This is a genomic window from Pseudomonas sp. UBA6323 (assembly GCF_002439135.1).
Classification (GTDB): Bacteria; Pseudomonadota; Gammaproteobacteria; order Pseudomonadales; family Pseudomonadaceae; genus Aquipseudomonas.
The window spans coordinates 43253-63396 of sequence record NZ_DJSX01000077.1 but is presented as its reverse complement, the minus strand read 5'-3'; the positions used below and the strand labels follow the sequence as shown (position 1 = coordinate 63396).

Annotated in this window: 19 protein-coding genes; 11 read left to right on the top strand and 8 right to left on the bottom strand. The window is 65.5% G+C overall.

What is annotated here, in order from left to right; genetic code table 11:
- Positions 1-73 precede the first annotated feature (73 nt).
- Positions 74-1096, top strand: a complete 1023-nt coding sequence (gene ada, locus B3P22_RS18700; protein WP_296272076.1) for a bifunctional DNA-binding transcriptional regulator/O6-methylguanine-DNA methyltransferase Ada — start codon at positions 74-76, stop codon at positions 1094-1096.
- 188 nt (positions 1097-1284) lie between these two features.
- Here ada and B3P22_RS18695 read toward each other — a convergent pair whose 3' ends face one another.
- The gene (locus B3P22_RS18695; protein ID WP_296272074.1) at positions 1285-1836 is read right to left on the bottom strand and encodes a DJ-1 family glyoxalase III; all 552 of its coding nucleotides are present in this window, start codon (positions 1834-1836) and stop codon (positions 1285-1287) included.
- Positions 1837-2035: 199 nt separating this feature from the next.
- Between B3P22_RS18695 and B3P22_RS18690 the strand changes: the two genes are divergently transcribed.
- The 4 genes from B3P22_RS18690 to ypfJ all read left to right on the top strand — a co-directional run bounded on the left by B3P22_RS18690 (position 2036) and on the right by ypfJ (position 6163).
- Positions 2036-3328, top strand: a complete 1293-nt coding sequence (locus B3P22_RS18690; protein ID WP_296272073.1) for an NCS2 family permease — start codon at positions 2036-2038, stop codon at positions 3326-3328.
- A 296-nt stretch (positions 3329-3624) separates the two neighbouring features.
- Complete coding sequence (gene trmA, locus B3P22_RS18685; RefSeq protein ID WP_296272072.1) at positions 3625-4713, top strand: tRNA (uridine(54)-C5)-methyltransferase TrmA; 1089 nt, start codon at positions 3625-3627, stop codon at positions 4711-4713.
- A gap of 102 nt (positions 4714-4815) precedes the next feature.
- Positions 4816-5250, top strand: coding sequence for a DUF411 domain-containing protein (locus tag B3P22_RS18680; protein WP_296272071.1), 435 nt, complete (start codon positions 4816-4818; stop codon positions 5248-5250).
- A 52-nt stretch (positions 5251-5302) separates the two neighbouring features.
- Positions 5303-6163, top strand: a complete 861-nt coding sequence (gene ypfJ, locus B3P22_RS18675) for a KPN_02809 family neutral zinc metallopeptidase (protein WP_296272070.1) — start codon at positions 5303-5305, stop codon at positions 6161-6163.
- 9 nt (positions 6164-6172) lie between these two features.
- Here ypfJ and B3P22_RS18670 read toward each other — a convergent pair whose 3' ends face one another.
- From B3P22_RS18670 to B3P22_RS18660, 3 genes are all read right to left on the bottom strand, one after another.
- Positions 6173-7342 carry a Bcr/CflA family multidrug efflux MFS transporter gene (locus tag B3P22_RS18670; RefSeq protein ID WP_296272069.1) on the bottom strand — a complete coding sequence of 390 codons (1170 nt, stop codon included), beginning with the start codon at positions 7340-7342 and terminating at the stop codon, positions 6173-6175.
- A 91-nt stretch (positions 7343-7433) separates the two neighbouring features.
- Positions 7434-10568: an efflux RND transporter permease subunit gene (locus B3P22_RS18665; protein WP_296272067.1), complete on the bottom strand. Its 3135-nt coding sequence runs from the start codon at positions 10566-10568 to the stop codon at positions 7434-7436.
- Positions 10569-10573: 5 nt separating this feature from the next.
- A complete protein-coding gene (locus B3P22_RS18660) occupies positions 10574-11722 on the bottom strand; it encodes an efflux RND transporter periplasmic adaptor subunit (protein WP_296272065.1) in 1149 nt (382 codons plus the stop codon).
- A gap of 113 nt (positions 11723-11835) precedes the next feature.
- On the opposite strand from B3P22_RS18660, the gene B3P22_RS18655 reads away from it, so the two are divergent.
- Complete coding sequence (locus B3P22_RS18655; RefSeq protein ID WP_197857596.1) at positions 11836-12456, top strand: TetR family transcriptional regulator; 621 nt, start codon at positions 11836-11838, stop codon at positions 12454-12456.
- Between the two features lie 67 nt (positions 12457-12523).
- On the opposite strand, the gene B3P22_RS18650 is transcribed toward B3P22_RS18655, so the two are convergent.
- A complete protein-coding gene (locus B3P22_RS18650) occupies positions 12524-12721 on the bottom strand; it encodes a heavy-metal-associated domain-containing protein (RefSeq protein ID WP_296272063.1) in 198 nt (65 codons plus the stop codon).
- Between the two features lie 102 nt (positions 12722-12823).
- Between B3P22_RS18650 and B3P22_RS18645 the strand changes: the two genes are divergently transcribed.
- The 3 genes from B3P22_RS18645 (at position 12824) to cueR (ending at position 16078) form a co-directional block, all read left to right on the top strand.
- Entirely contained in the window at positions 12824-13216 is a 393-nt protein-coding gene (locus B3P22_RS18645) for a hypothetical protein (protein WP_197857598.1), read from the top strand.
- A gap of 64 nt (positions 13217-13280) precedes the next feature.
- Positions 13281-15650: a heavy metal translocating P-type ATPase gene (locus B3P22_RS18640; protein ID WP_296272060.1), complete on the top strand. Its 2370-nt coding sequence runs from the start codon at positions 13281-13283 to the stop codon at positions 15648-15650.
- The gene (gene cueR / locus B3P22_RS18635) at positions 15647-16078 is read left to right on the top strand and encodes a Cu(I)-responsive transcriptional regulator (RefSeq protein ID WP_296272059.1); all 432 of its coding nucleotides are present in this window, start codon (positions 15647-15649) and stop codon (positions 16076-16078) included. Before B3P22_RS18640 ends, cueR begins: the two co-directional genes overlap by 4 nt.
- 136 nt (positions 16079-16214) lie before the next feature.
- On the opposite strand, the gene B3P22_RS18630 is transcribed toward cueR, so the two are convergent.
- Both B3P22_RS18630 and B3P22_RS18625 read right to left on the bottom strand, forming a co-directional pair.
- Positions 16215-17102 (bottom strand): PA4780 family RIO1-like protein kinase, encoded by an 888-nt coding sequence (locus B3P22_RS18630; protein WP_296272057.1) that lies wholly within the window; start codon positions 17100-17102, stop codon positions 16215-16217.
- Positions 17103-17242: 140 nt separating this feature from the next.
- Positions 17243-18130, bottom strand: a complete 888-nt coding sequence (locus tag B3P22_RS18625) for a LysR family transcriptional regulator (RefSeq protein ID WP_296272056.1) — start codon at positions 18128-18130, stop codon at positions 17243-17245.
- Between the two features lie 101 nt (positions 18131-18231).
- On the opposite strand from B3P22_RS18625, the gene B3P22_RS18620 reads away from it, so the two are divergent.
- Positions 18232-18873, top strand: coding sequence for an NAD(P)-dependent oxidoreductase (locus tag B3P22_RS18620; protein WP_296272054.1), 642 nt, complete (start codon positions 18232-18234; stop codon positions 18871-18873).
- Between the two features lie 56 nt (positions 18874-18929).
- Positions 18930-19220, top strand: a complete 291-nt coding sequence (locus B3P22_RS18615) for a DUF2218 domain-containing protein (RefSeq protein WP_296272052.1) — start codon at positions 18930-18932, stop codon at positions 19218-19220.
- Between the two features lie 4 nt (positions 19221-19224).
- On the opposite strand, the gene B3P22_RS18610 is transcribed toward B3P22_RS18615, so the two are convergent.
- Complete coding sequence (locus B3P22_RS18610) at positions 19225-19968, bottom strand: 5-oxoprolinase subunit PxpA (RefSeq protein WP_296272051.1); 744 nt, start codon at positions 19966-19968, stop codon at positions 19225-19227.
- Between the last annotated feature and the right edge of the window lie 176 nt (positions 19969-20144).

The following is a 20144-nucleotide window of genomic DNA, read 5'->3' as shown; positions in this document are numbered from 1 at the left end:
GTGCAATACGGATTGGCAGAGCAGCGGCGCCAGCCGACAATCGACACCATGATCCTTAGCGCAAGGCACCCCCATGCTCGATCAGGAACGTTGCTGGCAGGCCGTCTGCGAACGCGACGAGGCGTTCGACGGACGCTTCGTCTTCGCCGTACGCAGCACCGGCATCTATTGCCGACCGAACTGCCCGGCGCGGCGACCACGGCGCGACAACGTCAGTTTTCATGGCGATGCGCAACGTGCAGAAGCTGCTGGATTTCGCCCCTGCAAGCGCTGCTCGCCGCAAGGCCAGAGCCCGGCACAACAACTCGACGCGCTGGTCGCGGCCGCCTGTGAACTGCTGCGTGGCGAACAGCGCCTGACACTGACGCAACTGGCCGCACGCATCGGCTTGTCGTCATCGCATCTGGCCCGAGCGTTCAAGACGCGCACCGGCATGACGCCCAACGCCTGGGCAACGGCGCAACGGCGCCAGCGCCTGGAGGCTCATTTACCAAAGGCCGATAGCGTGCTCGATGCGGCCCTGGCCGCCGGCTATTCCGGCACCCGCGCGCTGTACGAAAAGCCGCAGGCCCTGACACCGGCAAAACGCCGCCAGCGCGGGGCTGGCGAGCGCCTGCGTTACAGCATCGCGCCCTGCCCGCTCGGCCAGGTGCTGCTGGCCACCAGCGACAAGGGCGTGTGCGCGCTGCTGTTCGGCGATCAGCCGGCGGCCCTGCGCGAGGAACTGCAACAGCGCTTTGCCGCGGCGCAGCTCGAAGAGGATGAGGCAGGCCTGCGCAGCTGGCTGCAGCAGGTGCTGGCGCAGCTCGAAGAACCCGAACGCGCGGCTCATCTGCCCCTGGACATTCGCGGCAGCGCATTCCAGCAGCGCGTCTGGCAGGCACTGCAGCACATCCCCAGCGGCGAAACCCGCAGTTATGCCGAGCTGGCCGGGCAACTGGATAGTCATCCGCGAGCGGTTGCCCGCGCCTGCGCCAGCAATGCCATCGGCCTGCTGCTGCCATGTCACCGCGTGGTGGCCAGCGATGGCAGCCTCAGCGGCTATCGCTGGGGGCTGCAGCGCAAGCGGCGACTATTGGAGCAGGAGCAGTCGTAACCCATCGGCGGCTTCCCGACGCACCCGGAGGTCGTCGTTCGTAGGGCGGATGTAACCCGCCAGGCCGCTGATGGCGGGTTGCTCCCGCCCTACATAGCTGCAGCGCTAGCGTCAGTTGCTGGAGCAGGAAGGCCAGGAGACGTAGCCCGGATACAATCCGGGGAAGATCATGGCCAGCGCCGCGACTCCTACACCAACATCGCCTCGGCCACTTCCTTGCGCGTGCCGCGCCCGACCAGCTGTTCGACCAGGGTCAGGGCGAAAGCCAGCGCCGTGGCCGGCCCCTGGCTGGTGATGCAGTTGCCGTCGACCACCACCGCCTCGTCGATGAAGGTGCAGCCACTGAGACGATCACTGAATGCGGGGTAGCAGGTCATGCGCCGCTGCCTGAGCACACCGTAGTTCTGCAACGCCACCGCCGGCGCGGCGCACAGGGCGGCGAACAGTTCGCCGGCCTTGGCCTGCTTGCGCACCCGTTCGGCCAGCGGCTCGAAATCGGCCAGGCGCTGTGCGCCAGGCATGCCGCCGGGCAGGACGATCAGGTCGAAGTCCTGGGCCAGCACATCCACCAGCATGGCATCGGCCGTCAGGCGCGTGCCACGCGCGCAGGTGATCATCCGCCGCTCCTCGATGCTCGCCACCAGCACCTCCACATCGGCGCGGCGCAGCACGTCGATCAGGGTCACGCATTCCAGATCCTCGACGCCATCGGCGACGGCAATCAGCGCTCGTTTGCTCATTTCTCAACTCCTCCAAGCACAAAACGAAACTGTCCGGCTGGTCATGAAAAGGCTAAGAAGACCATAAATTCACCCGGCAAAACCTTGCTGGTATGATGCGCGGCTTTTGCACGATCGAGCAATTTTCCGGCCCGTTCGGACGAATGTGCTTTGCTTTCTGCAGACCAATTTCGGCGCGCTCGCGCCTCGGGGAGCCACCATGCTGGAAAGACTGTTCCAACTCAACGCTCACAACACCACGGTGCGCACCGAGGTGCTGGCCGGGATCACCACCTTCCTGACCATGGCCTACATCCTTTTCGTCAACCCCAACATGCTGGCCGAGACCGGCATGGATCACGGCGCGGTGTTCGTCGCCACCTGCCTGGCCGCCGCCATCGGCTCGCTGATCATGGGTCTGCTGGCCAACTACCCGATCGCCCTGGCGCCGGGCATGGGCCTCAACGCCTTCTTCACCTACACCGTGGTCATGACCATGGGCTACAGCTGGCAGACCGCCCTGGGCGCGGTTTTCCTCTCCGGTGCGATCTTCTTCCTGCTGTCGATCTTCAAGATCCGCGAGTGGATCATCAACAGCATCCCCTTGGCCCTGCGTGCCGGCATCGCTGCCGGTATCGGCCTGTTCCTGGCGATCATCGCGCTGAAGAACGCCGGCATCGTGGTCGATCACCCGGCCACCCTGGTCGGCCTGGGCGACATGAGCCAGGGCGGCGCGCTGCTGGCCTGCCTTGGCTTCTTCGTCATCGCTGCCCTGGCCTATCGCAAGGTCACGGGCGCGGTGATGATCGGCATCCTGCTGGTCACCGGCCTGTCCATCGCACTCGGCCTGTCCGAACTGCCGGGCGTGATCTCCATGCCGCCATCGCTGATGCCGACCCTGCTGCAGCTGGATATCGCCGGCGCGCTGGATATCGGTCTGATCAGCGTGATCTTCGCCTTCCTCTTCGTCGACCTGTTCGACACCTCCGGCACCCTGGTCGGCGTCGCGCAGAAGGCCGACCTGCTGGACAAGGACGGCAAGATGCCGCGCCTGGGCCGCGCCCTGCTGGCCGACAGCACCGCGACCATGGCCGGCGCCGCGCTCGGCACCAGCACCACCACCAGCTACATCGAATCCGCCGCCGGCATCAGCGCTGGCGGGCGCACCGGCCTGACCGCCTGCGTGGTCGCCGGGCTGTTTCTGCTCAGCCTGTTCTTCGCCCCGCTGGCCGGCTCGGTACCGGCTTACGCCACCGCACCGGCGCTGCTGTTCGTCGCCGTGCTGATGATGAGCAGCCTGGCGCAGATCGACTGGGACGACCTGACCGTCGCCGCTCCCGTGGTGGTCGCCGCCCTGGCCATGCCGCTGACCTTCTCCATCGCCAACGGCATCGCCTTCGGCTTCATCGCCTGGACGGCGGTCAAGGTGCTGTCCGGCCGCTGGCGTGAACTGAACCCGGCGATGTGGGTGCTCTCCGCGCTGTTCATCGTCAAGCTGGCCTACTTCGCCTGATCGACACACAAGTTAGGCGGCAACAGGTTTACATCGTTTTTCATGTCCACCAATACCTTCTCTCCGGCCGCACAGCGGTGGATGAAAAAAGCGTCATCCACCCTACGACACCCAGCTGGCCAACACGCAGGGTGGACATCGCCTTTCATGTCCACCAATAGCGTTCTTGTGGCCATCATTAAAGGGTGGATGAAAAGCACAATCCACTTACGACGCAGCGCCGACGAGTAACCCAAGGCACGCGGCCACCGCCTCCGCTACAATGGCGCCCCGTTTTCCTGCCCCATGAGTGACCGATGAGCCGCCCCGCATTCGACCCCGCCACCTACGACGCCCAACTCGCCGAGAAGAAGGGCCGCCTGGTCGAACTGCTGGCACCCTTCGCCGCCCCCGAGCCCGAGGTATTCGATTCGCCGCGCGAGCACTACCGCATGCGCGCCGAGTTCCGCCTGTGGCGTGAAGACGGCCAGCGCCACTATGCGATGTTCGCGCCGGGCGACAAGCACACGCCGATTCTGCTCGACGATTTCCCCATCGCCAGCCTGCGCATCAACGAACTGATGCCACGTCTGCGCGCCGCCTGGCAAGCCAGCGAGGCGCTGTCATTCAAGCTGTTTCAGGTGGAGTTCCTCACCACCCTGGCCGGCGATGCACTGATCACCCTGGCCTACCATCGCCCGCTGGATGAAGCCTGGCAGGCCGAGGCCGAGAAGCTGGCAGCCGAGCTCAACGTCAGCCTGGTCGGGCGCTCCCGTGGCCAGCGCCTGGTGATCGGCCGCGACTACGTGGAAGAAGAGCTGAGCGTAGCCGGACGCACGTTCCGTTATCGCCAGCCGGAAGGCGCCTTCACCCAGCCCAACGGCCGGGTCTGCGAGAAGATGCTGGGCTGGGCCCATGACGTACTCGGCGAGCGCGACGACGACCTGCTGGAGCTGTACTGCGGCAACGGCAACTTTACCCTGCCGCTGGCCACCCGCGTGCGCCGCGTGCTGGCCACCGAAATCAGCAAAACTTCGGTCAACGCCGCCCTGGCCAACCTGGCCGACAACGGCGTGGACAACGTCGAGCTGGTGCGCCTGTCCGCCGAGGAGCTGACCCAGGCGCTGAACGAGGTACGCCCATTCCGTCGCCTGGCCGGTATCGACCTGAAAAGCTACGACTTCGGCAGCGTCTTCGTCGACCCGCCACGTGCGGGCATGGACCCGGACACCTGCGAGCTGACCCGTCGCTTCCAGCGCATCCTGTATATCTCCTGCAACCCGGAAACCCTGGCCGCCAACATCTCCCAGCTCGCCGACACGCACCGGGTGACGCGCTGCGCGCTGTTCGACCAGTTCCCCTATACCCACCACATGGAAGCCGGCGTGCTGCTGGAAAGGCGCTGAGCCTGGCTCGCGCTGGATGCCACGTAGCGCCGCCGGTCGCAAGCACTTGGGCCGTGCCTGTCGCGGCGCTATGCTGGGCGCTGGTTAATCTGGAGCCTTGCCATGCGTCGTTCCCTGCTCGCCCTCTTCCTCTTCTCCGGCCTGGCGCACGCCAGCGAGCCGCTGACCATCGATGTGCATCGCGACGCCAATTGCGGCTGCTGCAAGGCCTGGATCAGCCACCTGCAGGACAATGGCTTCACCGTCAACGACCATGTCGAGGCCGACATGAGCGCCGTCAAGCAGAAGCTTGGCGTGCCGCCGCGCCTGGCCTCCTGTCACACCGGCGTGATCGACGGCAAGTTCGTCGAGGGCCACGTACCGGCCGCAGACATTCTCAAGCTGCGTCAACGCCCAGACCTGATCGGTGCCGCCGTACCCGGCATGCCCATGGGCTCGCCGGGCATGGAATATGGCGACCGTGTCGATGCCTATCAGGTGATCGGCCTGGATCGCGAGCGCCAGGACCAACTGCTTAGCAACTACCCGGCCAACTGAGTCGGCGCCAAGGCAGCTACACTGCAGCGATCAGTAACCTGGGAGTGCAGCCATGCGCTGGCAACGCGGTAGACGCAGTGACAACGTGGTGGACGCGCGCGGCCGTTCCGGCAGGCGCCTCGGTGGCGGCCTGAGCCTCGGCGGCGTCGCGCTGATCGTCATCTTCGGCTTGCTGACCGGGCAGGACCCGCTGCAGATCCTCGGCCAGATCGCCGGCCAGGCCACCCTGCCACAGGTCGCGCAGACACAAAGCGCACCGCCAGCCAACGACGAGCAGAGCGAGTTCGTCCGCGCCATTCTCGGCGACACCGAGGACACCTGGCGCGAGCTGTTCCAGCAGGCTGGCCAGCAGTATCGCGATCCGCAACTGGTGCTGTTCTCCGGTGGCGTCGATTCCGCCTGCGGCTTCGCCAGCTCGGCGGTCGGCCCCTTCTACTGCCCTGGCGATCAGCGCGTGTATCTGGACATGGCATTCTTCCGCGAGATGGAGCAGCGCTTCTCCGCTGCCGGCGACTTCGCCCAGGCCTACGTGATCGCTCATGAAGTCGGCCATCACGTGCAGACGCTGTTGGGCGTGTCGGCCAAGGTCAATGCGGCGCGCCAGCGCGGCGAACGCGTCGAGGGCGATGGTGGCCTGCTGGTGCGTCAGGAGTTGCAGGCCGACTGCCTGGCCGGAGTCTGGGCGCATCACGCGCAGCGTCGGCATGACTGGCTGGAGGCCGGTGACCTGGAAGAGGCGCTGAATGCCGCCAGCGCCATCGGCGATGACCGCCTGCAGAAGCAGGCGCGCGGCCAGGTGGTGCCGGATGCCTTCACCCATGGCACTTCGCAGCAGCGCGTGCGCTGGTTCAGTACCGGTTTCGAGAGCGGTCAGCCGGGACGTTGCGACACTTTCAAGGCAGCCCGCCTGTAACGCGCCGGGTCAGACCGCGAAGCGCTTGCTCCACCAGGCAAAACCACAGGCGGCAGCGCCGCACAGAGCGATCACCAGCGCCATGGGCATGGCCGAGCCATCATGCAGGTAGGCCACCAGCGCCGACGCGCCGGCCGCCACGCTGAACTGCATGCTGCCCAGCAGTCCGGAAGCGCTGCCGGCATGACGGCCCTGCCCGGCCATGGCGCAGGCCGTGGCGTTGGGCAGCACGCAGCCGAGGCTGGCGACGCAGATGAACAGCGGAATCAGCAGCGGCCACAGCTGCGCCGGCTGCCACAACGCCAGCGCCAGCAGGCTCAGACCGCTGGCCAGGTACACCAGCACCATGCGCCGCAGCCACCGCGCCGGGCCGCCGTTGCGCACCAGACGCGCGTTGACCTGCGCCATGATCACGAAGCCCGCGGCGTTGCTGCCGAACAGCCAACCATAGTGCTCGGCCGGCACGCCGTACAGTTCGATGAAGATGAAGGGCGAGCCGGCGATGTAGGCGAACATGCCAGCCATGGCGACGCCACCGGCCAGGCTGTAGCCCATGAACGGCGCATTGCCCAGCAGTGCGCGGTATTGGCCGAAGGCACCCGTCAGCGGCGCCGGCTGCAGATCCTTCGGGCGCGTCTCCGGAAGCCAGAGCAGTACGGCCAGCAGGCACAGTCCGGCGAAGATCGCCAGGCTATGGAAGATCGCAGGCCAGCCCAGTGTATTGAGCAGCAAGCCGCCGCCCAGAGGCGCGAGAATCGGCGCCAGCCCCATCACCAGCACCAGTTGCGAGAACACCTTGGCCGAAGCCAGTGGGTCGCACAGATCGCGCACCACGGCGCGGGTGATGACCATACCAGCGCAGCCGCCCAGGGCCTGCACGAAACGCGCGGCCACCAGCCATTCCAGGTTAGGCGCCAGGGCGCAGGCCAGCGATGCCACGGTGAACAGGGCGACCCCGACCAGCAGCGGCACGCGGCGACCGAAACGATCCGCCAGCGGCCCGTAGAACAGCTGGCCGATGGCGATGCCGACGAAATAGGCCGCCAGCGACAGCTGGATATGCTCGACATCGGTGCCGAACTGCTGGGCCAGGGTGGGGAAACTCGGCAGATAGAAATCGATGGCCAGAGGGCCGAAGGCGCATAGCGCGCCCAGAATCAGCAGGGTTCGCAGGTTCATGAACAGTCCGGACTATTGTTAGCCGGCTAATCTTCTCACCGACCAGCTGCTTGCGAAAGCGCGGGCCGCCGAACGACGGCCCGCGTAAATATCAATGCGGTTCTGCCTCCTTCGTCTTGCCGCGTCGACTCACACGCTGGGCGGCCGACTCTACCAGCAGGTAGAACATCGGGATCAGGAACGTGGCCAATAGCGTGGCGGCGAGCATGCCGCCGATCACCCCGGTGCCGATGGAATGCCGGCTGGCCGAGCCGGCGCCAGAGCTGATGGCCAACGGCACGCAACCGAGAATGAACGCCAGCGAAGTCATCACTATGGGGCGGAAACGCAGCTTGGCCGCCTCCAGCGCCGAGTCGAAAATGCCCTTGCCTTCGGCACGCAGCATCACCGCGAACTCGACGATGAGAATGGCGTTCTTCGCCGCCAGGCCGATCAGGGTGACCAGGCCGACCTGGAAGTACACGTCGTTCTGAATGCCGCGCAGCCACACCGCGAGAATCGCCCCGAACACCGCGAAGGGCACGGCGGTGACCACCGCCAGCGGTAGCGTCCAGCGCTCGTATTGCGCCGCCAGGATCAGGAATACCAGGATCAGGCCGAAGACGAAGGCCTGGGCGCCCGAGCCCTGCGTGGCCAGCTCCTGATAGGCCGAGCCGATCCAACCCAGGCTGTAATCCTCGCCGAGCACCTCATCGGCCACCTCCTGCATCGCCGCAAGCGCCTGCCCGGAGCTGTAGCCCGGCGCCGGGCCACCGAGCACCTTAGCCGACGGGTAGACGTTGAAACGGTCGTAGGAATCCGGGCCGAGGATGCGCCGCACCCGCAGCAGGGTCGACAGCGGCACCAGATCGCCACCGCTGGAGCGCACGTAAACCTGGCCGAGATCTTCCGGCTTGCGGCGGAACTCCGATTCGGACTGCAAACTGACCTGCCAGGTGCGCCCGTAGAGGGTGAAATCGTTGACGTAGTAACTGCCGAAGGTCGCCTGCATGGCGGTGAACACGTCACTGACACTGACGCCCAGAGCACGCGTCTTGGTGCGGTCCAGGTCGATGTAGTACTGCGGCACGTTGGCACTGAAGGTGCTCTGCACACCGGCTAGCTCAGGTCGCTTGCTGGCGGCCTCGACGAAGGCCTGTACCTTCTCGCCGAGCTGCTCGACGCTGCCACCGGAGCGGTCCTGGATGTAGGACTCGAAACCACCGGTGGTGCTCATGCCGGTGATCGGCGGCGGGTTGAACGACAACACCAGGCCGTCCTTCTGCGCGGCGCCCATGCCCATGAACTCGCGCGTCAGGTTGCGCGCATCGAGTTCATCGGTGGTGCGCTCGCTCCAGTCCTTGAGCGGCACGAAGGACACCCCGGCGTTGCTGCGCACGCCGAAGGTGAGCACGTCGAAACCGGCAAAGGTCACCACGTCCTGCACCGCCGGGTGCTCCATCAATTGCTGGGTCACCGCGCCACTCAACGCCTCGGTGCGATTGAGCGAGGCCGCCGGCGGCAGGTAATAGGCGTTGATCACGTAGCCCTGATCCTCGTCGGGCACCAGGGAACCCGGCACCCGTGCGAACAGCAGCATGATCAGCGCGATCATCCCGCCGAACAGCAACAGGCCGATCAGCGAGCGCTTGAGGAAGAAGCTCACGCCGGCGCCGTAGCCCTCTGTGGCCTTTTCGAAGAAGCGGTTGAAGGCGCGAAACGGCGCAGCCGGCTCGTGGTGGCCGGGCTTGAGCAGCAGCGCGCAGAGCGCGGGCGACAGGGTCAGGGCGACGATGCCGGAAATCACCACCGAGACCGCGATGGTGATCGCGAACTGCTTGTACATCTGTCCCGCCAGGCCGCCGAGAAAGCCCACCGGCACGAATACGGCGCAGAGCACCAGAACGATGGCGATGATCGGCCCGGTGACCTCTTCCATGGCCTTGATCGAGGCATCCCGCGCGTTGAGATGTTCGGTTCGCATGACCCGCTCGACGTTCTCGATCACCACGATGGCGTCGTCCACCACGATGCCGATGGCCAGCACCATGCCGAACAGGGTCAGCAGGTTGATGGAGAATCCCAGCATGTACATGCCGGCGAAGGTGCCGACCAGCGACACCGGAATCGCCAGCACCGGAATCAGCGTGGCGCGCCAGTTCTGCAGGAAGATGAACACCACCAGCACCACCAGTACCAGCGCCTCGAAGAAGGTGTGGATCACCTCCTCGATGGAGACCTGGACGAATTTGGTGGTGTCGTAGGGGATCTTGTAGGCGATGCCCTCGGGGAAGCGCTGGCTCAGGCGCTGCATGGTGCGCTCGACCGCTTCGGCGGTGTCCAGCGCATTGGCGCCGGGCTGCAGGTAGATGCCGAAGGCGGCGTTCTGCTGGCCATTGAGGGTGGTGACCAGCGAGTAATCCTGCGCCCCCAGTTCGACCCGCGCCACGTCCTTGAGCAGCAGGCTGGCGCCGGTGTCGTCAGTGCGCAGGATGACGCTCTCGAACTCCTTGGGGTCGGTGAAGCGGCCCTGGGTGGTGACCGTGTAGGTGAAGTCCTGCGGTTCCTTGAGCGGCTGCTGGCCGAAGCTGCCGGCGGCGAACTGCGAGTTCTGCTCGCGGATGGCGTTCACCACATCGGTGGGGGTGAGGTTGTACTGCGCCAGTTTGTCCGGGCGCAGCCAGATGCGCATGGAGTAGTCCTTGGAGCCGAACTGACTGGCATCGCCCACGCCCTTGAGGCGCTTGAGTTCGTCGATGACGTTGATCAGCGCATAGTTGCTGATGAAGATCGGGTCGCGTGAGTCATCCGGCGAGTACAGAGTGATCACCTGGAGGATGTCCGAGGACTTCTTCTCCACCTTGACGCCCTGGCGGCGTACTTCTTCCGGCAGCTTGGCCAGCGCCGCCTGCACCTTGTTGTTGACGTTGATGGTGGCCTGGTCCGGATCGGTGCCGACCTCGAAGTACACCGTCAGGCTCATCGCTCCGCTGCTGGAGGAGTTCGACAGCTGATAGATCATATTCTCGACGCCGTTGATCTCCTGCTCCAGCGGCGCCGCCACGGTTTCGGCGATAACCTGCGAGCTGGCGCCGGGATAGGAGGCGCTGACCGACACCTGCGGCGGCAGGATTTCCGGATACTGGGCGATGGGCAGCGCACGCATCGCGGCCAACCCGGCGAGCACGACGACGATGGAGATAACGGTGGCGAACACCGGACGGTCGATGAAGAAGCGCGAGATCATGGCCGTTACTCCTGCGCCTGGCTGGCGGGCTTGGCTGCCTGCGCCTCCTCGACCTTGACCGGGCTGTCCGGCCGCACCTTGGCCAGGCCGTCGACGATCACCCGCTCACCATCGCTGACCCCGGAAAGGATCAACCAGCGCCCACCTGCGGTGTCGCCCGTGGCGACCTGACGCATGCGCGCGACGTTCTGATCGTCGACGACGTAGACGAAAGTACCGCGTGGCCCCTGGGCGACGGCGCGCTCCGGCACGGTAATGGCATTGGGGCGGGTCAGGCCTTTGACCTGCACCCGTACGAACTGCCCCGGCAGCAGTTTCTGCTCGGGGTTGGGCACCACGCCACGGGCGCTGACGGTGCCGGTGCCGCGGTCGATCAGGCTGTCGGTGAAGTCCACCTCACCCGCCGTCGGATACGCCGAACCATCACCGAAATGCACCTCCACATTCAGCTTGCCGCTGGCCGGCGGCACCAGGCTGCCCTCGGACAGCTCGCGACGCAGGCGCTCTGCCTCGGCATCCGGGTAGGCGAAGTTGACGAAGATCGGATCGAGCTGGGTGATCTGCGTGAGCAGGCTGGCGCTGGGGTCGCCGGCGACGATCAGACTGCCTTCGGAGACGCTTTCCTTGCTGGTGATACCGGTGATCGGCGCCTTCACCGTGGTGTAATCGAGGTCGATCTGGCGCGACTGCACCTCGGCCTGGGCCGCCTCGATATTGGCCTTGCTCTGCTCGAAATTGGAGATGGCATTGTCCAGCTCGCTCTCGCTGGCAAAGCCCTTCTTCTGCAGTTCACGGATGCGTTTGAGGTCGCGATCGGTCTGCCGGAAACGCGCCTGCTCCTGTGCCAGCGCACCCTTGGCCCGCGCGAGGGCAGCCTGATAGGGGCGCGGGTCGATGCGAAACAGCACCTGATCCTTCTGCACCCGGCTGCCTTCCTGATAGGTGCGCTCCTGCAGGATGCCGCCGACCTGGGCCCTGACCTGCACCTCACGATAACCGGCGGTCCGCGCGGGATACTCCAGCACGATAGGCAAGTCGCCGACCTTGGCCTGTTCGACCGTCACCGCCGTGGGCGGCGCGTCGGCGGCCTGTGCACCGAGGGTGAAAATAAGCGTTGCGGACAGGCAGAAACGATCCAGGCGAACGAACCACATGATGCATCCCTCTCCTTGGCTAGACGCAGAGCAGAAGCCGCACAAAGAAGCGCGCCACCAGCAGGCGGGCATAATCGGTACAATCGAGCCTAGCTCCAATTAGCCGGATCGCCATGCGTAGAACCAAAGAAGATGCAGAGAAAACCCGCTGCGCCATCCTCGCCGCTGCGGAACAATTGTTCCTCGAGCGTGGCGTCGCCCATACCAGCCTGGAGCACATCGCCCGGCATGCCGGGGTGACTCGCGGGGCGGTCTATTGGCACTTCCAGAACAAGGCACATCTGTTCCACGAAATGCTCAACCAGGTACGCCTGCCGCTGGAGCCGCTGGCTCAGCAACTGGCTGCCGTCGACGGCCTGTCATCGCTGCAGTTGCTGCGCGATCTGTGCATCGAGGCCATGGCCAATCTGGTGCTGGATGAACAGCGACGGCGTATCCTCACCGTGCTGCTACGCCGCTGCGAGTTCACCGAAGAACTACGCGAGGCCGAAGAGCGCCACGAAACCTTCGTCAATCAGTTCATCGACCTGTGCCAGCAGCAGTTCGCCCTGCCGACGGTGCAAGCGCATCTGCAGCCGGGCATCACCCCGCGCCTGGCCTCGCGCACGCTGCACGCGCTGATCGTCGGGCTTTTCAGCGACTGGCTGCGCGATCCCAATCTGTTCGATGCCCAGACCGACACCCCGGCCATGATCGACAGCTGCTTTCGCGGTCTGCTGCGGCAGTGGCCTTAGAGCCTGTTCAAAGTCTCGCGAGCTAGAGCAATGCAAGGCAAAAACAGGTTCTTAGCCGGCCCGGGTCCTACGCGGACACAACCTCATAGCCCTCTTCACGGATCGCGGCCTGAATCTGCGCGGCGTCCAGACTGCCCTTCACATGTACCAGCCCCGCGGCCAGATCGACTTCGACCCTGGCCGCCTGATCCAGCGCCTGGATCGCTTGGGTGATGGCACGCACGCAATGACCGCATGACATTCCGCTAACCTTGAACTGTTGCATCTGCTGACTCCTTGAACCGATGGAAGATGGGTGTAGTCTCGACCTTGCCACGATGGCAAGGTCAAGTCTTGCCACTCCGGCTTCTGCAAGAGGACCCTCGTCATGCGCCTGTTGTTTTCTGCCTTCGCCTTGTTGCTGGCGCCTCTGGCACTGGCCGACCCACTGGCCCCGCTACCTTCCACGACACAGGGCGAGGGTTACGCGGTGCTGATCGTTTCGCGCGAGCGCCTGGAGGTGGCGACCACCTGCGAAGTGGCGCTGTATGTGCACGATCAGCTGGCCGCACGCCTGTACCAGGGCCAGTCGGTTTCCTTCAACCTGCCGCCGGGCAAGGTCTCGCTGCGTCTCGGCCTGACCGGCACCGGCCCATGCCAGAACGGCATCACCCAGTTGAACGGACAATCGCTGGAGCTTCTTGCCGGCGAAGTGCGCCGTTACCGCATCGCCATGGGCAGCGACGGCCTGCGACTGCATGCCGCGCCTGCGCTGAATTGAAGGCTTGACCTTACCATGGGGTCAAGGTTGATCCTGTAGCCATGCCGTTACAGGGAGCCGAACCATGACCACCTACGACCTGCCGATCCAGGGCATGACCTGCGCCAGCTGTGCCGGCCGTGTCGAACGCGCCTTGCGCAAGCTGCCGCAGGTGACCGGCGCTAGCGTCAACCTGGCCAACGAACAAGCGCGCATCGAAGCACCTGCCGACAGCCTGCCGCAGCTGATCGCCGCCATCGAAGGCGCCGGTTACGGCGTGCCCAGCCAGCCTCTGGAACTGGGCATCGAAGGCATGACCTGCGCCAGTTGCGTGGGTCGTATCGAGCGCGCTCTGAACAAGGTGCCGGGCATCAGCCAGGTCGCCGTCAATCTCGCCGACGAGAAGGCTCGCCTGCAGGTGCTCGCCGGTTTCGACCCGCAGCTGGCGGTGCAGGCGGTTGTCACTGCCGGCTACCAGGCGCAGCTGCTTGGCGAGCGCCAGGTCAGCGATCAGGGGCAGCGCCGCTTGCAGCGTGAGCGCCTGACCTTGCTGGCTGCCATCACCCTGACCCTGCCGCTGGTGCTGCCGATGCTGGTCGAGCCGTTCGGCCTGTACGGGATGTTGCCGGCCCGGGCGAAGTTCCTGCGGGCCACGCCGGTGCAGTTCACCTTCGGCGCACGCTTCTATCGCGCGGCCTGGCAGGCGCTGAAGGCCCGTGCCGGCAACATGGATCAACTGGTGGCAATCGGCACCAGCGCCGGTTACGGCCTGAGTCTGTATCAATGGGCCGTGACGCCGGCCGGGCAGATGCCGCACCTGTACTTCGAAGCCTCGGCGGTGATCATCAGCCTGATCCTGCTCGGCAAGTATCTGGAAAGCCGCGCCAAACGCCAGACCGCCAGTGCCATTCGCGCATTGCAGGCCCTGCGCCCGGACCACGCGGTACGCCTGCTGGAGGGCCGCGAGGAGCGCGTCGGCATCGACGCCCTGGCGCTGGGCGACCGCATCTTGGTCAAGCCCGGCGAGCGCTTCCCGGTCGACGGTCAGGTGCTGGAGGGCCACAGCCATGCAGACGAAGCACTGATCAGCGGCGAAAGCCTGCCGGTAGCCAAGCAGCCGGGCGACAAGGTCACCGCCGGCGCTATCAACGGCGAAGGTCGCCTGCTGCTGGAGACCACCGCCCTGGGCGCGGAAACCGTGCTGTCACGCATCATACGCCTGGTTGAGGACGCCCAGGCGGCCAAGGCGCCGATCCAGAAGCTGGTAGACAAGGTCAGCCAGGTGTTCGTCCCCACGGTGCTGCTGGTCGCCCTGGCCACGCTGCTGGCCTGGCTGGCGCTCGGCGCCTCGCTGGAAGGCGCCCTGCTCAATGCCGTCGCCGTGCTGGTAATCGCCTGCCCCTGCGCCCTGGGCCTGGCCACGCCGACCGCGATCATGGCCGGCACCGGCGTCGCCGCGCGTCACGGCATCCTGATCAAGGATGCCGAGGCGCTGGAAGTCGCCCACGCCGTTCAGCACATCGCCTTCGACAAGACCGGCACCCTCACCGAAGGCAAACCACGCATCGTCCACGTCGGCCTGGGCGAGGCCAGCGAAGAGGAATTGCTGCGCCTGGCCGGCGGCCTGCAGCAGGGCAGCGAACATCCTCTGGCCAAGGCCGTGCTGCAGCGCTGCGCGGAACAGCACATCGGCCTGCCAACGCTGAGTGAGAGCCGAGCGCTGGCCGGTCGCGGCATCGCTGGCGAGGTCGAGGGCCGTTCTTTGCAATTGGGCAGCAGCCGCCTGCTGCAAGAAAACCATCTGCAGGCTGGTGCACTGGCCGAATCGGCAAAGGCCTGGGAAGCGCAGGGGCGCACCCTGTCCTGGTTGATCGAAACCGGCAACGCCCCTCGCCTGCTCGGCCTGCTGGCCTTCGGTGATCAGCTCAAGGAAGGTGCGGCCGACGCCATCGCCGAACTGCGTGCACAGGGCATTACCAGCCACCTGATCAGCGGCGACAACCAGGGCAGTGTCGCGGCGGTCGCCAGCACGCTGGGGATCGACGAACCTCATGCGCAGGTGCTGCCGGCCGACAAGGCCCGCCTGGTTGGCGAACTGCGCCAGCAGGGTACCGTGGCCATGGTCGGCGACGGCATCAACGACGCACCGGCCCTAGCGGCTGCGGACGTCGGTATCGCCATGGGCGGCGGCACCGACGCGGCCATGCATGCCGCCGGCATCACCCTGATGCGCGGCGACCCGCGCCTGGTGCCGGCCGCGCTGGACATCAGCCGGCGCACCTACGCCAAGATCCGCCAGAACCTGTTCTGGGCCTTCATCTACAACCTGATCGGCATCCCGCTGGCCGCCGCCGGCCTGCTCAACCCCATATTCGCTGGCGCCGCCATGGCGCTGTCCAGCGTCAGCGTGGTGAGCAACGCACTGCTGCTCAATCGCTGGAGACCACGCGCATGAACATCGGCCAAGCCGCCAGGCACACCGGCCTGAGTGCCAAGATGATCCGCTACTACGAATCCATCGACCTGCTGCCGCATGCCGGGCGCACGGAAAGTGGCTATCGGCAGTACAACGCCGGCGATCTGCACCGCCTGGCGTTCATCAAGCGGGCACGGGATCTGGGCTTTTCGCTGGAGGAAGTCGGCAAGCTGCTTGCCCTGTGGCAGGACAAGCAACGCGCCAGTGCCGATGTGAAGGCGCTGGCCGAGGGGCATATCGCCACGCTTTCGCGCAAGATCGCCGAGATGAGTGCCCTGCGCGACACGCTGGTGGAGCTGGCGAACAGTTGCCAGGGCAATGACCGGCCTGACTGCCCGATTCTGAAGGGAATCGAACAAGGCGTGAGCTGCGGCGCGGCGGAGTGTTCGTCGCACCGTCAGCCGTAGGACGGGTGAAACCCGCCAGACCGACAATGGCGGGTTGCACCCGCCCTACGTCAGTGGCGCCCAGTTCTAATGCCCCGGGGCGTCGTGTGAGGAGGGTGCGCACGACACCCTACGGAGCGGAGCCCGTCAAAAGCTTTCAACGCATCCAGGGCGGCGTCGGCTCGGCGTCCTTGGGTTCGTCCTCGGCGTTGCGTAGCGCCTGCTTCTTCGCCTCTTCGGCCAGCGCAGCCTTGATCTCGCGCATCACCGCGTCGATATCGGCCGCGTCCTCAGGTTCGGCGAACTCGCCGGTCAGTGGCGTATCGGGCTGCAGCTTGCCGGCCTCGTAAAGCGCCCACATTTCCTTGGCGTACTTGGTGTACTTCAGCTCTGGGGCGAACTGGCCGAAGTACTCGGCCATGTTGCGCACGTCCCGTTCGAGCATGCTGAAGGCGTGGTTGTTGGCGGCAGCGTCCACCGCCTGCGGCAGGTCGATGATCACCGGACCGTCTGCGCCGAGCAGCACGTTGAATTCTGACAGGTCGCCATGCACCAGGCCGGCGCAGAGCATCTTGACGATCTCCTGGATCATGAAGGCGTGGAACTCGCGGGCATCGTCCGGGTGCAGGTCGACGTCATTGAGCCGAGGTGCGACGTCGCCCTCGCCATCGTCCACCAGCTCCATCAGCAGCACGCCATCGAGAAAATCGTAGGGTTTGGGCACTCGCACGCCGGCATTGGCCAGGCGGAACAGCGCCGCGACTTCGGCGTTCTGCCAGGCCTGCTCCTGCTCCTTGCGCCCGTACTTGCTGCCCTTGGCCATGGCCCGCGCCTGGCGGCTACCCCGCACCTTGCGCCCCTCCTGGTATTCGGATGCCTGGCGGAAACTGCGCCTGTTGGCTTCCTTGTAGACCTTGGCGCAACGCAGCTCGTCGCCACAGCGCACCACGTAGACCGCTGCTTCCTTGCCGCTCATCAGCGGTCGCAGCACCTCGTCCACCAGGCCATCCTCGACCAGGGGTTCAATACGTTTGGGCGTCTTCATCGGTGTGGATCACGGGTCCTTTCTGACGGAGAGATTGATTGGCGACCATCCTCGCACAGCCAGGAACCTGTTCAAAGGCTCGCGAGCTACGGCCAGGCAGGGCGAGAACCGACAAAGTGGCGGATGCCGACTGTCGATCATCATGCGCTGACCAGATGACGCCTGAGCGCTTCGATGGCATAGCGTACCTTGGCCGGTTGCGCATCGCGGCGCGGGGTGACGATATACAGGCCGAAAGGCTCCAGCTGCCAGTCCGGCAGCAGCGCCAGGAGCTCGCCGCGAGTCAGCAATTCACGGATTTCCGGCTCGGGCTGCAACGAAACGCCCATGCCCGCCAGAGTGAACTGACGCGCGGCCAGGATGTTGTTGCAGCTGATGCGCGTCTCCAGGCGCAGGCGTTGCTGCGCCCCGCCGGGGCCATGCAGGGTGAGGTGCTGGCTGCGCTCCAGATGCAGGCCGATCCAGTCCAGCCTGAACAATTGCTGCGGTTCGACCGGCACACCGGCGCGGGCCAGGTAAGCCGGCGCCGCGCATAACAGCATGCGCCAGTCGGTCACGTGACGGGCGATCAGACTGGAATCTTCCTGGTTGCCGACGCGGATGGCGAGGTCGATTCGAGACTCGATCAGATCGATCTGCTCGTCCTGAAAGAACAGGCTCAGGCTCAAGCCCGGATGAGCGCTGAGCAGCGGAGCCAGTGCTTCGCACAGCATGGGCCCGGAAAACCCCACCGGCGCGGCGACACGCAACTCTCCTACCGGCGCGTCACGCTGTTCGGCCAGCCGCTGTTCAGCCTGCTGAGCCAGCTCGACGATCTGCCGGCAGCTGTCGTAGAACGCGGCGCCCGCTTCGGTCAGGGTCAGCTTGCGCGTGGTGCGATGCAGCAGGCTGACGCCGGTGGCCTCCTCCAGGCGGCGGATCTGCTGACTGACTGCCGAAGCCGTCATGCCCAGCGCTTCTGCCGCGGCCACCATCGAACCTTTTTCCACCACCGTGGCGAACAGGGCCATGCGTTTGAGCTGCTCCATTATGAAGCTCCGCTTAATTATCCAAGTGCATAAAGCCACTTTTTCCGGTCTTTATCCAGCAGCGATCATGTGTCCACCCTCAACCCTTCGAGAACGAACTCATGAAGATCGCTCTGATCGGCGCCACCGGCTATGTCGGCGCCCCGCTGCTGCAGGAAGCGCTGGAGCGCGGACATCAGGTCACGGCCCTGGCGCGCCACCCACAGAAACTCGGTGCACACCCGCACCTCACCGCCGTCCAGGCAGACGTTCAGGACAGCGCGGAGCTGGCCGAGCAATTACGCGGGCATGACGCTGTGATCAGCGCGTTCAACCCGGGCTGGAGTGTCGCGGATATTCGCGAGCAGTTCATCGCCGGCAGCCGCGCGATCATTGCCGCGAGCAAGCAGGCTGGCGTCAAACGCCTACTGGTGGTCGGTGGCGCTGGCAGTCTGTACGTCGCCCCCGGGGTGCAACTGATCGATACCCCAGGCTTTCCCGCCGAATACAAGGAAGGTGCCGAAGGCGCGCGCCAGGCACTTAACATGCTGCGGGACGAGCAGGCGCTGGAGTGGACCTTTCTCTCGCCGGCCGCCCAGCTCGTTCCAGGACCGCGCACCGGCAAGTTCCGCCTGGGCCATGACGAACTGCTGATGAACGGTGACGAGCCTGGCAGCATTTCGGTCGCCGATCTGGCCGTGGCGCTGATCGACGAAGTCGAAAAACCGCAACATATCCGCCAGCGTTTCACCCTGGCGTACTGAACCGCGCGGCCGCTCAGGTGGCCGCTCCGAACGCTGGAAACCCAGAGGAATTTTTCATGAACCCATTCAGCAGCAGCGCCTTCGTCGCCACCGACGCGCCGGCGCGCTATATCAGCCGGCTGTGCAAGCACTTCGCGCACAAGATCCCGGTCAGCTTCGACGAACAACAGGGGCGCATCGAGTTCGGCGCCGGCCTGGCGACCTTGAGTGCCGAGGATCGCGGCCTGCGCCTGCAGGTGCAAAGCGCAAGCAGCGAGGACCTGCAGCGCCTGCAAGGCGTGGTCGCCAGCCACTTCGAACGCTTTGCCTGGCAGGAAGCGCTAACCCTGGACTGGCAGCCCGCCTGATCCCTTAGAGCGCGTCCAGGCAGGCGCGCAAACGGCGCAACACCGCCAGCGACTCGGGGTTGTCGCCATGCACGCACAGGCTATCGGCCCGCAGACGCAGCGGCTTGCCGTCGATATCGGCGAAGGGCTCGCCACGGGCAATGGCCAGGGCCTGGGCGAGGATGCGCTCGGGGTCCTGGTGCACTGCGCCAGCGAGGCGGCGTGGCGCAAGCTGCCCATCCGACAGATAGGCGCGATCGGCAAACGCCTCGAACATCAGCGGCACGTCGGCCTCGTCGGCCAGGCGCAGCTCACGAGCGTTGTCGGCCAGCGCCAACACCATCAGCGGCAGGCCCTTGCGGTAGCTGGCGCAGGCATCGAGCACCGCCATCAGCAGCGCATCGTCTCGAACCAGATCGTTGTACAGCGCGCCGTGCGGTTTGACGTAGGCCAGCTGGCAGCCAGCCGCGCGGCAGAAGGCATCCAGCGCGCCGATCTGATACAGCACCAGCGCGCGCACCTCCTCCGGCGAGCACTGCAGGTGCCGCCTGCCAAAGCCTTGCAGGTCGGGATAGGACGGATGCGCGCCGACACTCACGCCATGCGCCACCGCCAGCTCGACGCTACGCGCCATGATCAGCGGATCACCGGCATGAAAACCGCAGGCCAGGTTGGCCTGATCGATCAGCGGCATGGCCAGTCGGTCGTCGCCCATGCGCCAGGCGCCGAAGCCCTCGCCCATGTCGCAATTGAGAAGAATCAGGTTCATACCGGCAGCTTAGAGCGCTTGGAATACAGGCGTAAAGCGAGCTGACTCATTCGAGAACCGATCGCATTTACAAAATTTACATCTGTCTGCAGCCCAGTAGCTGCGCCCTCTGTAGCTGAACCGAGTGGTCGTTGAAATCACCCGCGATTGAACCTTATATGCAAATCACTATCATC

Coding starts and splice junctions, on each gene's coding strand:
- B3P22_RS18630 (WP_296272057.1), bottom strand. CDS start 17,102: ATGAAGACGCCCAAACGTATTGAACCCCTGGTCGAGGATGGCCTGGTG.
- cueR (WP_296272059.1), top strand. CDS start 15,647: ATGAACATCGGCCAAGCCGCCAGGCACACCGGCCTGAGTGCCAAGATG.
- B3P22_RS18650 (WP_296272063.1), bottom strand. CDS start 12,721: ATGCAACAGTTCAAGGTTAGCGGAATGTCATGCGGTCATTGCGTGCGT.
- B3P22_RS18625 (WP_296272056.1), bottom strand. CDS start 18,130: ATGGAGCAGCTCAAACGCATGGCCCTGTTCGCCACGGTGGTGGAAAAA.
- ypfJ (WP_296272070.1), top strand. CDS start 5,303: ATGCGCTGGCAACGCGGTAGACGCAGTGACAACGTGGTGGACGCGCGC.
- trmA (WP_296272072.1), top strand. CDS start 3,625: ATGAGCCGCCCCGCATTCGACCCCGCCACCTACGACGCCCAACTCGCC.
- B3P22_RS18615 (WP_296272052.1), top strand. CDS start 18,930: ATGAACCCATTCAGCAGCAGCGCCTTCGTCGCCACCGACGCGCCGGCG.
- B3P22_RS18655 (WP_197857596.1), top strand. CDS start 11,836: ATGCGTAGAACCAAAGAAGATGCAGAGAAAACCCGCTGCGCCATCCTC.
- B3P22_RS18680 (WP_296272071.1), top strand. CDS start 4,816: ATGCGTCGTTCCCTGCTCGCCCTCTTCCTCTTCTCCGGCCTGGCGCAC.
- B3P22_RS18640 (WP_296272060.1), top strand. CDS start 13,281: ATGACCACCTACGACCTGCCGATCCAGGGCATGACCTGCGCCAGCTGT.
- B3P22_RS18690 (WP_296272073.1), top strand. CDS start 2,036: ATGCTGGAAAGACTGTTCCAACTCAACGCTCACAACACCACGGTGCGC.
- B3P22_RS18665 (WP_296272067.1), bottom strand. CDS start 10,568: ATGATCTCGCGCTTCTTCATCGACCGTCCGGTGTTCGCCACCGTTATC.
- B3P22_RS18695 (WP_296272074.1), bottom strand. CDS start 1,836: ATGAGCAAACGAGCGCTGATTGCCGTCGCCGATGGCGTCGAGGATCTG.
- B3P22_RS18645 (WP_197857598.1), top strand. CDS start 12,824: ATGCGCCTGTTGTTTTCTGCCTTCGCCTTGTTGCTGGCGCCTCTGGCA.
- B3P22_RS18670 (WP_296272069.1), bottom strand. CDS start 7,342: ATGAACCTGCGAACCCTGCTGATTCTGGGCGCGCTATGCGCCTTCGGC.
- B3P22_RS18610 (WP_296272051.1), bottom strand. CDS start 19,968: ATGAACCTGATTCTTCTCAATTGCGACATGGGCGAGGGCTTCGGCGCC.
- B3P22_RS18620 (WP_296272054.1), top strand. CDS start 18,232: ATGAAGATCGCTCTGATCGGCGCCACCGGCTATGTCGGCGCCCCGCTG.
- ada (WP_296272076.1), top strand. CDS start 74: ATGCTCGATCAGGAACGTTGCTGGCAGGCCGTCTGCGAACGCGACGAG.
- B3P22_RS18660 (WP_296272065.1), bottom strand. CDS start 11,722: ATGTGGTTCGTTCGCCTGGATCGTTTCTGCCTGTCCGCAACGCTTATT.